We start from the raw sequence: 14,206 nt of genomic DNA on the forward strand, positions 1-14,206 counted from the left end.
AGAAAAGAGGGCGTGTTTAGAAACACATCCCCCTTATCATCTGCTTACTCTTCTGTTTCCTCAGCTTGTTGACTTTGTCCTTCTACCCATTCGTCCCTATACATTTGATGAGTACGATTATGTTCTTCATAAGTCTCATTATAAATAACGTCTCCATTAAATCGCGCATAGAAAAACAGGTAATCTGTCTTTTCAGGGCTCAAAGCCGCACGAATGGAATCTTTTCCAGGATTGGCAATCGGGCCAATTGGAATTCCTCTATATCGATACGTATTATAAGGAGAATCCACTTCTAAAGCAGCATAACTTGTCATATAGAGATGTTCACCAAGAGCATAGGAAACAGTCGGATCTACTTGCAACGGCATATCTCGATCTAACCGGTTATATAAAACTCCAGAAATAAGATAACGGTCTTCCGATTTTTGTGCTTCCCTCTCAATAATCGAAGCAAGGGTTAAGATCTCATGTATACTATATTCACTTGCCTCCACATCAGAAGCGAATTCTTCTATCACCTTCTGTGTACCGCCTAGCATAGCTTCTATCATCGATTCTATTGAAGGATCCTCGTCCATAAAATCATAACGTGCTGGAAACAAATACCCTTCTAGAGCATACCGAATATCTTCATCTAATATATCTTCCGTTAACATCGAGTATTGATCAATTAATGATTCAATATACTCGCTATCGGTCAAAACTTCCATAACCTCTTCTTCCGTATGAGAGGTTTCGTTAGCCATAATTTTAGCTACATCTTCAAGCCATCTACCCTCTGGAATCGTAAAAACAAGTTCTGGTTCTTGCATTACTCTTCCTTCTTTTAATTCAGCAATAATTTCATCCATTGTCATATCTGTCGAAAGTGCATAATCTCCAGCTTGGAATCCTGACTCATTTTTATAACGAACATAATAACGGAAGAATGTACCGTTTCGAACTAAGCCCTCTTCTTCTAAGATCGTACCTATTTGATTGGCTGATGAGCCTATTGGAACTGTCACCTGAATTTCCTCTGGATCAGCCGCATCAACAGGGCCTAAAGCATTTTTCAAATAAAAATAAGCACTTATAAATAAAATGATACCTATAATAAATATACCAATTAAACTATAAAAAACAATTTTCCGAACAACCTTAGCCTGAGAAACTCGCTCCTCATAAAGGTCATTTCGTGGTTTTTCGTTGGATTCAGACATCATTCTCCTCCTTCCACCGTTATATTATACTACAATTCGACGAAAATTAAAGAAAAAAAGCAGTACCCTTATTTTGGGGTACTACTTTTTTAAGTGTAGCATGATTTCTCTACTACTTATTCCTCATCTTCAGGTTGAAATGTATTCAACATTTCTTCAACCATTTCCCACTCTTCGTCCGTTTCTACTGGAAATAAGGCAATATCGTCTTCTTCCCCTTCACGATCCTCGTAACGGAAAGCAAATACTTCTACTTCTTCCTCATCGTCTTCTTCTGCACCTACTGGAGTTACGAGAATATACGACTTATTTGTTGCATCCACATGAAATCTGAATAATTCATCAAAAAGATGTTCGTCTCCGTTTTCATCAGGAATCACGATTCGTTCTTTTTCTTGTTCTGTCATTAAACATTGCACCTCTTATCAGTAATTAGGTCTAAGATCCTTTATGGTCTAAGTATCCTTGTAAGATCATGACCGCTGCCATTTTATCAATGACTTGCTTTCTTTTTTTTCGACTCACATCTGCTGAGATAAGCATACGTTCTGCTGCGACTGACGTTAAACGCTCATCCCACATCTTTATCGTGCACGAAACATGTGTACTTAATGTATCAGCAAATAATTGACTTCTTTCACCAGCATGACCGATTGTACCATTCATATTTTTAGGCATTCCGATAACAATCGTATCAACACCATGCTCTTTGACTAGCTGAGCAATCGATTCAAAATCCTTTTCTTCTTCATCCTCTTTGCGTCTAAGCGTCGTTAATCCTTGCGCAGTCCATCCAAGCTCGTCACTTAGAGCAACACCTATTGTTTTCGTTCCAACATCTAAGCCGAGTGCTCTCATTCATTCTCCTTACGGTGCTGTGATAAATAGGATTTTACTAACTCTTCAATTAGTTCATCACGTTCTAGCTTACGAATGAGTGTCCTTGCGTCTTTATGACGCGGAATGTACGCAGGGTCTCCTGAAAGTAAATAGCCAACAATCTGGTTAATGGGGTTATAACCTTTCTCTTCAAGTGACTCATATACAGAAAGGAGCACCTCTTGGACATCAACATCAACCGTATCATCATGAAAATTAAATTGCATCGTTTTGTCCATAGAGCTCATCACAAACACCTCTTTCATTCATTGCTATCCGACAAATTTTGTCTAATAATAGCTTGTCTATTTCCATTGTACACCATTAAAGTCGAATTAGGAAATTGTATTTACATATTCTCCTACAAACGCTAACGCTTCTTCCAATTGTGCTGGGTTTTTTCCGCCAGCTTGAGCCATATCTGGACGGCCACCACCGCCGCCACCGCAACGAGTCGCCACTTCTTTGACTAGTTTCCCTGCATGGAAGCCTTTATCAAGTAAGTCTTTCGTTACACCAGCCACAATATTTACTTTATCTCCAGATACCGCACCTAACACGATAATTCCAGAAGCGACGTCTTGTTTTAACGTGTCTACAATACCTCGTAATCCATCCATATCAGCTGCATCGACTTTTTTCGTCAATACTTTAACTCCATTGATCTCAACAGCTTCATTGATAAGATTCCCAGCTTCCATATTGCCCAATTTTGCTGATAATGATTCATTTTCTCTTTGTAATTCTCTAATTTGTTGTTGAGATGCCTCCACTCTTGCAGGAACATCTTGTACTCGTTTCACTTTTAAATTTGAAGCAACATCTTTTAGCAATTGAATTTGTGCGTTCATATGCTCATAAGCACCCTTGCCTGTCACCGCTTCAATTCGACGTACTCCTGCACCAATTCCTGATTCAGAAACAAGCTTAAACAATCCAATTTCAGCTGTATTGCGAACATGACAACCACCGCAAAGCTCTAAGCTATAATCGCCAACTTGAACGACACGAACTGTTTCACCATATTTTTCACCGAAAAGGGCCATTGCTCCCATTTCTTTTGCTTCGTCCAATTTCTTTAAGGAAATATCAACAGCAAGTGCATTCCAAATTTGTTCGTTCACGATTTCTTCTACTTTTGTCATTTCTTCTGCTGTTACTTGACCAAAGTGAGAGAAGTCAAAACGCAAACGATCTTCTGACACTAATGAACCTGCCTGGTTAACATGAGCTCCAAGGACGTCTTTTAAAGCTTGATGCAATAGATGTGTTGCAGTATGGTTCTTAACTATTGCGATTCTCTCAGTTTCCTCTACAGTACACGTAACGGTTGCTCCTTTTTCAAGAACGCCCTCTTTTACTTCAACTGTATGAAGATGTTGACCATTAGGTGCTTTCGTAACAGCCGTTACTTCAGCAACTACATTTTCACCACGAATGGTTCCTTTATCGGCTACTTGTCCACCACTTTCGGCATAAAATGGGGTCTTGTTTAAAATAACTTGAGCTGTGTTTCCAGCAGAAACAAGGTCCGCTACTTCTTTTTCAAATACAATCACATCAACAGTAGCATCGGTATTTAAATGATCGTATCCAACAAACGTACTTTCAGTTGTAATTTGACCAAGTACTTCATCTTGTACTTGCATTGAGCCTGATTCTTGACGAGCGGAACGCGCACGCTCTCGTTGTCCTTCCATTTCTCTCTCAAACCCGTCTCGATCAATCTCCAACCCTTTTTCTTGTACGTATTCTTCCGTTAGGTCTACTGGGAACCCGTACGTATCATATAAACGGAACACATCTTTGCCATCAATGACAGATTTGTTTGCTTTTTCGGCATCATCAAGAATTTTCTCAAGGATGGATAACCCTTCATTCAATGTTTCATGGAAACGTTCTTCCTCGTTTTTCATGACTTTTTGAACGAATTCCGTCTTTTCTTTCACTTCTGGGTAAAAGTCAACCATAATCTCCCCAACAACTGGAACGAGTTCAAACATAAATGGGCGGTTAATTGAGATTAATTTTGCGTAACGAACAGCCCGACGCAAAAGTCTTCTAAGTACATAGCCTCTTCCTTCATTTGAAGGCAAAGCACCATCGGTTACAGCAAAGGTAACGGTCCGAACATGATCGGCAATAACTTTAAAAGCCACATCGATGTCTTTATCTTTTCCATATGTAACCCCAGCAATTTCTTCTGTAGCTTGAATAATCGGCATAAACAAATCTGTTTCAAAATTGGTTGGTGTATCTTGAATAACAGACACCATACGTTCAAGACCCATACCAGTATCAATGTTTTTCTTTGGAAGCGGCGTATAGCTACCATCAGGATTGTGGTTGAACTGAGAAAATACAAGGTTCCACACTTCTAAATAACGCTCGTTTTCTCCACCTGGATATAATTCGGGATCACTTTCATCATTTCCATAACTTGGTCCACGATCATAGAAGATTTCCGTATTCGGTCCACTAGGTCCCTCACCAATGTCCCAAAAATTCCCTTCAAGACGGATAATACGCTCTTCAGGAATGCCAATTTTGTTTTTCCAATAGTCGTACGCTTCATTATCTTCCGGATGAACGGTTACCGATAATTTCTCAGGATCAAAACCGATCCATTTTTCGCTCGTAAGAAATTCCCATCCCCACTCAATTGCTTCTTCTTTAAAATAATCACCAATTGAGAAGTTCCCTAGCATTTCAAAAAATGTATGGTGACGAGCTGTTTTCCCGACGTTTTCGATATCATTTGTACGAATCGATTTTTGCGCATTTGTTATTCTTGGATTTTCTGGAATGACACGACCATCGAAGTATTTCTTTAGCGTCGCTACCCCACTATTGATCCATAGCAACGAAGGATCTTCATGCGGTACTAAGGAAGCACTTGGTTCAATGTCATGGCCTTTTTCTTTGAAGAAATCTAAATACATTTGTCTAACTTGAGCAGATGTCAGTTTTCTCATTTCTTGTCTCTCCTTCATTTATGTAACTAATTTTGAACAAATAAAAAAACCCTAATCCCTAAAAGGGACGAGAGTTTATCACGCGGTACCACCCTAATTATAGACAGTTCTTGCCTATCACTTAAAAACCTTAACGCGGTTTAACGTCAGAGATTATCTGCACTCAGGAGTAGCCTTCTGAAGCCCTTCAAACAGTGTACTTTCAGCCAAGGTACACCTCTCTTTTGAATGGTCTGCTTCATACTCGTTCCATCAACGCTTTATTCATTGCTTTCTCAAATAGCTCTGTATGCCCTTCTATTATAGAAATCCACTATCGAAATGTCAATCTTTCATGAAGTGAAACCGGATATGAAGCAACGTAACTTTTCCAATCGCTAAGATCGGCACAGCGATAAGCATTCCTAAGAACCCCCCTACTTCTACCCCGACTAATAAAGCAAGAATAATGAGAGCAGGGTGTAAATGAAGAGTTTTTCCAACAATGACCGGAGATAAAATATTTCCTTCGATCTGTTGGATAACAAATATTAAAATAATCGTGGCTACCCCTAATTGCCATGACTGTAAAAATGCAATAATCACAGCTGGCACAGCTCCAATAAAAGGCCCGAAATAAGGAATTAAATCCATTGCACCCATAAATAAACCAAGTAAAATGGGATAAGGAACCCCTATTATCCAAAGACCAATTGTGGAAATAATAAAAACAGATAAGGAGACGAGTAACTGACCTCGAATGTAACTCCCAAATGTATGGTCAACATCCTTAATATACTTTTTAAGAGCATCGCGCCATTTTCTGGGCGTTACATACCAAGATATTCTTCTAATAGCATCATGGTCTTTTAAAAAGAAGAACACAAGAAAAGGAATAACGATAAATGAAAACATCGACTTAATTAGAAAAAGAGCAGCCTGTTCAATTTGGTCAAAAGCACTTTCACCCATTTGGACAAGTTGCACTCTCCACTCTTGTGTTTGAGTCTGCAACGGAGCAGGGAGCGTCTCAATATATTGTTGCAATCTTTGCGTTTCTCTCTCTAGCTCTCGAATTTGAGCAGGTATGGTTTCAAAAGCATGCTGTATTTGCTTGATAAAAGATGGCAGTCCAATTGTTAACAAAAACCCTAATGTAAAGACAATTAATAAAAAAATAAGCAAAACAGCTAGTGGTCTTGACATCCCAGAATCATGCATCTTCTCTACTAATGGATGAAGTAAATATGTTAATAAAACAGCAATCCCAACAGGTAACACAAGTGCTCGAATCATTGCACTTATGGGAGATAATAAAGGTGCTAGTTGGACGATCATATAAATAATTAGTAGTGTTAGTAACGTGAAAACTAGTCGATATAACCATTTTTGTTGAATTTCCATCGCACACACCCCCAATTACTATTGTGTACAGCCAACTCATATCCATTCAAAATTACAAACGCTCCCTTTATATCAGAAACGATACTGCTTTTCTTTTTTAGGTCTGCAGAAAGGTCGCTTGCGGTCGTGGTATTTCTATCTCCTTTTTTCGGAGGCCGCAAACTACTCTCTTGCGGTCGTGATTTTCCTCTCTCCTCTTTTTCACAGCTGCAGAGAAGCCACATCTTTCATGTTTCCCGCGCCCTTGAAAAAAAAGAGAGTGTCCTTCTCCTAAGTCATTAGGATCCGTCCAGCCCTCTTTTTACTATTATCACTATGGTTCAATAAGTTTTGTTTCCTTACACGGTTGGCCTACATCCCAACTTGAAGGTCCTCGTCTTCAAACAGATCATCCAACGAGCTAAGTGAACCATCTTCTTCCACTTGGTGCATCGATAATCTTCCTTTTAATAAACTCATTTCTACAAAGCAATTCCAGCAATAGTATTGGTTTGTACCGATTTTTCCGATATCTTTGCTCTTACAGTTTGGACAATGCATGGTAAAAGACTCCCTTCTATTCCGTTAGGATGGCTCGCCCCCCAGCAATGGTTAACTTCGAGTCGCTTTTCACAACTCGACGTCCCTCAACTAGGTCTGCTACCAACCCTTCCGTCACCTCATACCCTACAATCGTGCCCACTTCTTCCAAGAAATATACATCCTCTAGCAAGCCTAATTTCTCCCCTTCTGCTGTTAATAAAGCAGTACCATGAAGACGATGCTTGCCATGTTTTAAATGAAATGCATGTTTTTCTTTTTTGGAAAGAGGCTGTAAGGCATAATAGTCCTTTACCATTACACCATCCGGACCAATACTGGTTATATGGTTTACCGGTAGAAATAAATGTTTAGCAAACCAACCTTTTGGATCAATCAGAAACCCAGTTACAAGCCCATTTTCATAACACAAATCCACGACATGTCCGCACTCTTTACCTGTAGAAATCGAAAGGACCGGTAATCCTTCAACTGTTGAAAAAGTACGCAAAAAAATCGCCACCTTTCCGAACAATCTTAGTGTGTGGCGATTTGTTTTTGATTATGTTGGTTGATTGCTCCCACTCGACAGAGGCAATTGTTGCAACTTTTGCTGTAGCATTGAATTTCGGATGAGTTCGTCTTTTTGTGTGATCGCTGTGTGAATCGCTTTTAAATCCCCACATAACAATAGAAATTGCTTCGCTCTTGTAATGCCAGTATAAAGCAGATTTCGTCTCAGCATTCTTGCATAATTTCTCACAACAGGCATTACAACAATCGGAAATTCACTACCTTGTGCTTTATGAATGGAGCAACAGTATGCATGAGTAATTTGATTCAAGTCTTTCTTTACATACACGACCTCTGTGCCATCAAAAGAAATGACCAATTGATCTTGTCTTTCTTGATTTTCCTTTGCATAGAAAATAGCAACAATTTCTCCACGGTCACCATTATAAACATGTTCGTCCGGGTTATTCACTAATTGCAGCACCATATCTCCAGTTCGATACACTACATCACCAAAACCGATTTCTCTTCTTTGCTCTGTTTTTGGATTAAACAAATTTTGCAACATTGAATTTAATTGGGTAATTCCTGCATTTCCTTTATACATTGGAGCGAGAACTTGAATCTCTTTTGCAGTATAACCTTTCTTCATTGCATTTTCGCAAATTTGAGAAACCACTTGTTGAACTTGATCAACCTGACATGGAAAAAACCTTCGATCTGATTGAGGCTCAGGTAAGTTACTTGGCATCGTTCCTTCTTTCATCGAGTGGGCTAACTCTATAATGGAGGAACCTTCTGCTTGACGGTAAATATCTGTTAAAGGAACGGTTGGAATCATGTCGGATTCCAAAAAGTCACGAAGGACTTGACCTGGGCCAACAGATGGCAATTGGTCTTGGTCACCAACTAGAACGACCTGCATTCCTTTTGGAACGGATTTTAGTAACTGATTCATTAACCAAATATCAACCATGGAACTTTCATCAACAATGAGAAGTTCTCCTTCTAATGGTTCATGATCGCCCTTTTCAAACCCTCCACTGCCACCTTTCCAACCAAGCAACCGGTGAATCGTTGTAGCTGGTAGTTCAGTCGCTTCGCTCATTCTTTTTGCTGCTCTTCCCGTTGGCGCAACAAGCAAAATTGGGAATGGGTTGCTTTTGGAATACGCTTTTTCATCTAAAGGAAGTCCATGCAAACGTGCAAATAGCTCTACAATCCCTTTAATAACCGTTGTTTTCCCTGTCCCAGGTCCTCCCGTTAAAATCATAAGTGGGGAAGACAACGCGGTTTGAATCGCTTCCTTTTGTGAAGGAGCGTATTCTAATTTCTGTTCTTCCTCTAATTGTCCTAATCCTTTTAAAAACTCAGCCTCAGGAAATTCTTCTTCCACTTCTTGACTTAACAACCGTTGAACATTACTAACAATGCCCTTTTCTGCAAAGTACAGTGACTTTAAGTAAACACGTGTCTCCTCTGTTCGAAGTGCATCCTCTTCTTGCATAAGAAGAAGCTGCTCTTCGACTTCTAGTGTTTCTATTTTACATTCATAAGTAGAAAGCAGTGAGATGACATGAGGAATGAGAACATCTTTTTCTAAGAATACATGTCCATCTTGAAGGCAAAGCTCCTGCAAAAGATAAAGACAGCCTGCTCGAATACGGTCCGGATGTTTTCCCGTAATTCCAATTGCAGCTCCTAATAAATCAGCTTTTCTAAATCCAATTCCTTCTACATCCGCAATTAATTGATAAGGATTCGTTTGAATGATGTCAAGAGCTTGCAATCCATAAGCCTGATAGACTTTCATGGAAAGTTCGACTCCAAACCCGTGTTTCGATAGTGTCATAAGCACTTGTTCTACACCTTGTTGATCAACTAATTGTTCATACAAGGCATCTGCTTTTTCTTTTGAAAGCTTCGGCACTTCAGATAAGACAGAACGATCTTCTACAATTTTTGTGATCGCTCTTTCCCCTAATTTCTCCACAATTGTCTCCGCTGTTTTGCTTCCAATTCCAGGGAAGCGCCCACTTGATAAATAATGAATAATGCCATTTTTTGTTTGAGGTAAATCTCTTCTAAATTGTTCAACTTGGTATTGAATACCGAATTTCGGGTGATCAATGATCTGACCAAAAAACAAAAAGGTTTCATCTTGCTCTAATTTCGGAAGAGTTCCGACGACAGTTAGTTTCTTTTCTTTGATTTCCTCATTGGTTTGTTGAACATGAATTAGAGCGACTGTATAGTAATTCTCTTCGTTACGAAACACAATATGGCTAACTGTACCTTTTATATATCCTCGTTCAATTGTCTTCTCTTCTTTAGGCAAGATCGTCTCTTCTTTCACATGTCATCACCCTTACTTGATGGCTTGTTCTATTGTTTTCTTTCCGTTAGCTGCTAATGCATGATCCGGTTGTATTTCTAATGCTTTTTCAAATGCTATAAGTGCTTCATGGGCGCGTTCTTTATAAGCATAGGCAACCCCTAAATTGAAGTATGCATCGGCATGTTGCTTGTCCAATGTTATAACCTGTTCAAATTGTTCAATAGACTCATCAATATACTCTAATTGAGCTAAGCATAATCCATATTGAAACAAGCCGTCAACGTCTTCTGGTTGAAGTTCTACTGTTCTTTTAAAAGAAGCTAATGCATGAGGAAGTGCACCAAGTTGGTAATAACTCATTCCAAGCATAAAATGAACATCAGATTCATCTAACTTTTCCATTATTGCTTTCTTAAACATTTTTGTCGCTTCTTCAAAATGGTCTTGCTTATAATAAACGGTCCCAGCTCCGTAGTAAGCTGTTGCTGCGTGTTCATCTAAACCGATCGCTTTATCAAAAAACGTTAACGCACGTTCATGATCCCCTAGTAGCCCTAGAAGATTCCCAAAATTAATAAACCCTGTAGGATCCTTAGGGTTTTCTTCAATAGCATCATTAAAAGCTTGTGCTGCTTCCTCATATTTTTTTTCATTCATTAAAGAAATGCCTTTTTCATTTAACATAAATGAACCTCCTTCAGTCAGATCAAAAAGAAAACCGCTTTTTATCCATTCAATTTGCAATGGCTCCTCTCGCTGCGCGATCATCTGAGAAGATCGCTCTGATGATCTTAAAACATGGCAGCGGCTCCGCTCATTGCTTCAGTCAGATCAAAAAGAAACCCACTTTTTGATCTGACTGAAAAAAAGGAAAATACCTTTTTAGGCATTTTCCCACTTCTTAATGACGTGATCAATCGTTCCTCCACCAAGGCAAACGTCGCCTTCATATAGAACAACGGCTTGTCCAGGTGTGACGGCGCGTTGTGGCTCATGAAAATAAACTCGAGCTGTACCATCTTCTTTTGGATAGACGGTTACTTTTTGATCATCTTGGCGATATCGTAACTTTGCCATACAAGTAAATTCTTTTTCAAAAGATGGTTTTGAGACGATCCAGTTCATTCCGATTGCATCGAGTCCTTCAGAATACAATCCTTCATGATGGAACCCTTGGCCGACAATTAACACGTTCCGCTCTAGGTCCTTATCTATCACAAACCAAGGCTCACCAGCTCCGCCAATCCCAAGTCCTTGACGCTGTCCAAGTGTATAATACATAAGACCGTCGTGTTGACCTTTTACTTCTCCATCGACCGTTTGCATTTCGCCAGGTTGTGCTGGTAAAAATTCACTGAGAAACTCCTTGAAATTCCGCTCACCAATAAAACAAATTCCTGTACTATCCTTTTTCTTAGCCGTAGCTAAATTAGCTTCAAGTGCACGCTCACGTACTTCTTTTTTCGGTAAGTGTCCAATTGGAAACATCGTTTTGGATAGTTGTTTTTGCGAAAGTGCGTTCAAGAAATACGTTTGGTCTTTATTATTATCTACTCCACGCAAAAGGACAAAATTCCCGTCTCGCTCCTCAACACGCGCGTAATGCCCTGTTGCTACATAATCAGCTCCAAGTGACATCGCGTGATTCAAAAAGGCTTTAAACTTGATCTCTTTATTACACATCACATCAGGATTTGGTGTCCGACCTGCTTTGTATTCTTCTAAGAAATAGGTAAACACTTTATCCCAATATTGTTTTTCAAAATTAACGGCATAATAAGGAATTCCAATTTGGTTACAAACTTGGATTACATCTTCATAGTCTTCTGTGGCTGTACAGAATCCACTTTCATCCGTGTCATCCCAATTTTTCATGAAAATTCCTATTACATCATAGCCTTGCTCTTTTAAAAGCAAAGCCGTCACCGATGAATCAACACCACCAGACATTCCAACAACTACTCTCGTGTCTTCCGGTCGTTTCTTCATTCTTTCACCACCTTTGGCTATCTGTTCTAGTTGATAAATTCCTCTTGTTGGCCTAGCCTACTCACAATTTTTGCTGTTTCATTTGCAACGCGTTCTATTTGTTCTGCTGTATTACCCAGACCAAAACTAAAGCGTATAGCTGACTGAATTCTGGTATCCTCATCCTGAAACATGGCTACAAGTACATGAGATGGCTCAATTGAACCAGCAGTACAAGCCGAACCACTTGAAGCTGCAATTCCGGCTAAATCAAGATTCATTAACAATTGTTCAATATTTACTCCTGGAAAACTAATATTTAACACATGAGGCAATCGCTCATTTTGATGACCATTAATGAAAAACTGCACGTCTTGTTTTGTCCACGTATCAATTAGAATTTGAGCGAACTGCTCGTAACGCTCTTTTCGTTCAACAATGGACTGATACGTTAGCTCCATTGCTTTTGCAAACCCAACAATGGCAGCTACATTTTCTGTTCCTGCTCTTCTCTTTCGTTCCTGCTCTCCACCAAAAAGGACAGGTCTTAGTTTCAAGCCTTCTTTCACATAAAGAATCCCGATTCCTTTAGGTCCATTTATTTTGTGTGCAGAAATGGAAAGCATATCAACAGATAAATCAGAAAGGTCAAACTCTACAGCTCCACATGCTTGAACGGCATCTGAATGAAAAACAGCTTGATGTTCTTTTAACAACAAAGCAACTTCCTCAATCGGTTGAATCGTTCCTACTTCATTGTTACCAAACATCAATGTAACGAGAATTGTATCATCACGCAAGGCTGCTTGTACATCATTTAGCTTCACTTGCCCCGTTTCATCTACTGGGAGATAGGTAACATCAAAGTCACGTTTTTCAAGTTCCTTGCAAGCATGTAAAACCGCATGATGTTCCACCTGAGAGGTAATAATATGTTTTCCTTTGTCTTCATTTTCTAGTGCATAGCCAATAATCGCCATATTATCAGCCTCTGTGCCACCACTAGTAAAGATTAAAGTTTGTTCACTCACGCCAAGTACTTTGGCAATCGTTCTTCTTGATTGATCTAAAGCTTGTCTCGCCTGTCTTCCAAATTGATGAATACTAGATGGGTTTCCAAAATGCGTTTCGAAATATGGTAGCATCGCATCTAATACTTTCGGATGAAGGGGGGATGTGGCAGCATGGTCAACGTAAATCATCTCCACTTTATTTCACCTTCTTAAGATTTACTTATTGTTGTTTTTATCAGTAAAGTAGCCTACCTCTTTATCCCGCAGGAGTCGAATGACTTCCGCAACTTTCACTAAGAGTAACCTTTCTTTACATCAAGTAATCTCTATAAAAGATCGAACACCTTAAATATAAAACATAAAATACTCTTGCTCTCCTGAATCTTCATAGGTTGCTAAATCATCAAGCGTAGTGTTATCAAGTACATCCTTGACAGCATCACGGATTTTTATCCATAAATTTCGCTTAGCTGGCTCCTCATTATCCATAACCTCTACAGGGCTAATTGGTCCTTCTAACACGCGAATAATATCGCCAGCTGTGATTTCTTTTGCATCTTTTGCTAACATGTAGCCTCCATACGCTCCACGAACACTTTTTACAAGCATAGCATTTCTAAGTGGAGCAATAAGTTGCTCTAAATAATGTTCAGATAGATCATATTCTTTAGCAATTGATTTAAGCGAAATAGGACCTTCTCCCGCTTGCTTAGCTAATGCCATCATGATTGTAAGTCCGTAACGGCCTTTCGTTGAAATCTTCATCCTTATTCCCTCTTTCTATAATAGAATCAAATAGTCGCTTACAATGTGGCAATGTAATTCCTACAATTGAACCAATTCCAAAGCAAAAAATAAGAGTTCCTATAAAAACCGTACCACCTAAAAGCCACCCAACCGTTAATACACTTACTTCCATTAGGACTCGAACATGTTGAACTTTCCATCCTGTTTTTAATTGAAGTGCGAGCATTAAACTGTCTCGAGGTCCGGCTCCACATCCAGGGGCTATGTAAACACCAATTCCATACCCTATTATGACAATTCCTGCTATCATCATCACATACTGTAATACTAAAAACTCAGGTGCGGGAATGATCCATAGAAATAAATCAATGAATATTCCTAGGAATATCATATTGAGAAAAGCACCTATTTGCGGCAATGATTTCATTAAAACGGTAGTGATCGTTAATACAACAAATCCCATTAAAATCGACCATGTGCCAACCGTTAAACCAAATTGATTGGTCAGGCCTATATGAAGAACATCCCAAGGTGCCCCACCAAGATCCGCATGAACCATTAATGCGATTCCAAACCCCATAATCATGAGACCGATCATAAAGGTGCTCCACCTAATGAGAAAGACTTGCTTTGCTCTATTTATTTCTACTCTCCCCAAGAGAAATCCCT

14 protein-coding genes and 1 other annotated feature are annotated in these 14,206 nt (G+C 39.3%); all 14 genes read right to left on the bottom strand.

What is annotated here, in order from left to right; all coding sequences use genetic code 11:
* Nucleotides 1–44: 44 nt before the first annotated feature.
* The 14 genes from mltG to N0O92_RS14975 all read right to left on the bottom strand — a co-directional run bounded on the left by mltG (nt 45) and on the right by N0O92_RS14975 (nt 14,135).
* Nucleotides 45–1,202 carry an endolytic transglycosylase MltG gene (gene mltG / locus N0O92_RS14910; protein WP_315615451.1) on the bottom strand — a complete coding sequence of 386 codons (1,158 nt, stop codon included), beginning with the start codon at nt 1,200–1,202 and terminating at the stop codon, nt 45–47.
* A gap of 116 nt (nt 1,203–1,318) precedes the next feature.
* Nucleotides 1,319–1,609, bottom strand: a complete 291-nt coding sequence (locus N0O92_RS14915; protein ID WP_315615452.1) for a DUF1292 domain-containing protein — start codon at nt 1,607–1,609, stop codon at nt 1,319–1,321.
* A gap of 31 nt (nt 1,610–1,640) precedes the next feature.
* Nucleotides 1,641–2,060 carry a Holliday junction resolvase RuvX gene (gene ruvX / locus N0O92_RS14920; protein ID WP_315615453.1) on the bottom strand — a complete coding sequence of 140 codons (420 nt, stop codon included), beginning with the start codon at nt 2,058–2,060 and terminating at the stop codon, nt 1,641–1,643.
* Nucleotides 2,057–2,329, bottom strand: coding sequence for an IreB family regulatory phosphoprotein (locus N0O92_RS14925; protein WP_034746893.1), 273 nt, complete (start codon nt 2,327–2,329; stop codon nt 2,057–2,059). The genes ruvX and N0O92_RS14925 overlap by 4 nt, the downstream gene beginning before the upstream one ends.
* Nucleotides 2,330–2,416: 87 nt before the next feature.
* Nucleotides 2,417–5,056, bottom strand: coding sequence for an alanine--tRNA ligase (gene alaS, locus N0O92_RS14930; RefSeq protein WP_315615454.1), 2,640 nt, complete (start codon nt 5,054–5,056; stop codon nt 2,417–2,419).
* 60 nt (nt 5,057–5,116) lie between these two features.
* Nucleotides 5,117–5,321, bottom strand: a binding site (T-box leader).
* Nucleotides 5,322–5,380: 59 nt separating this feature from the next.
* Nucleotides 5,381–6,439, bottom strand: coding sequence for an AI-2E family transporter (locus N0O92_RS14935; RefSeq protein ID WP_315615455.1), 1,059 nt, complete (start codon nt 6,437–6,439; stop codon nt 5,381–5,383).
* A gap of 351 nt (nt 6,440–6,790) precedes the next feature.
* The gene (locus N0O92_RS14940) at nt 6,791–6,979 is read right to left on the bottom strand and encodes a hypothetical protein (protein ID WP_315615456.1); all 189 of its coding nucleotides are present in this window, start codon (nt 6,977–6,979) and stop codon (nt 6,791–6,793) included.
* A gap of 16 nt (nt 6,980–6,995) precedes the next feature.
* Nucleotides 6,996–7,469 carry a PRC-barrel domain-containing protein gene (locus N0O92_RS14945; RefSeq protein WP_315615457.1) on the bottom strand — a complete coding sequence of 158 codons (474 nt, stop codon included), beginning with the start codon at nt 7,467–7,469 and terminating at the stop codon, nt 6,996–6,998.
* 51 nt (nt 7,470–7,520) lie between these two features.
* On the bottom strand, nt 7,521–9,827 hold the full coding sequence (gene recD2, locus N0O92_RS14950; RefSeq protein WP_315615459.1) for an SF1B family DNA helicase RecD2: 2,307 nt from the start codon (nt 9,825–9,827) through the stop codon (nt 7,521–7,523).
* A gap of 12 nt (nt 9,828–9,839) precedes the next feature.
* Nucleotides 9,840–10,493: a tetratricopeptide repeat protein gene (locus N0O92_RS14955; RefSeq protein ID WP_315615460.1), complete on the bottom strand. Its 654-nt coding sequence runs from the start codon at nt 10,491–10,493 to the stop codon at nt 9,840–9,842.
* Between the two features lie 198 nt (nt 10,494–10,691).
* Nucleotides 10,692–11,798, bottom strand: coding sequence for a tRNA 2-thiouridine(34) synthase MnmA (gene mnmA, locus N0O92_RS14960; protein WP_315615461.1), 1,107 nt, complete (start codon nt 11,796–11,798; stop codon nt 10,692–10,694).
* A gap of 26 nt (nt 11,799–11,824) precedes the next feature.
* Entirely contained in the window at nt 11,825–12,985 is a 1,161-nt protein-coding gene (locus N0O92_RS14965; RefSeq protein WP_315615462.1) for a cysteine desulfurase family protein, read from the bottom strand.
* A 150-nt stretch (nt 12,986–13,135) separates the two neighbouring features.
* Nucleotides 13,136–13,555 (bottom strand): cysteine metabolism transcriptional regulator CymR, encoded by a 420-nt coding sequence (gene cymR, locus N0O92_RS14970; RefSeq protein WP_315615463.1) that lies wholly within the window; start codon nt 13,553–13,555, stop codon nt 13,136–13,138.
* Entirely contained in the window at nt 13,500–14,135 is a 636-nt protein-coding gene (locus N0O92_RS14975) for a YczE/YyaS/YitT family protein (RefSeq protein ID WP_315615464.1), read from the bottom strand. The genes cymR and N0O92_RS14975 overlap by 56 nt, the downstream gene beginning before the upstream one ends.
* Nucleotides 14,136–14,206 lie beyond the last annotated feature (71 nt).

The organism is Alkalihalobacillus sp. MEB130, assembly GCF_032335535.1.
Taxonomy (GTDB): domain Bacteria; phylum Bacillota; class Bacilli; order Bacillales; family Bacillaceae_D; genus Halalkalibacter.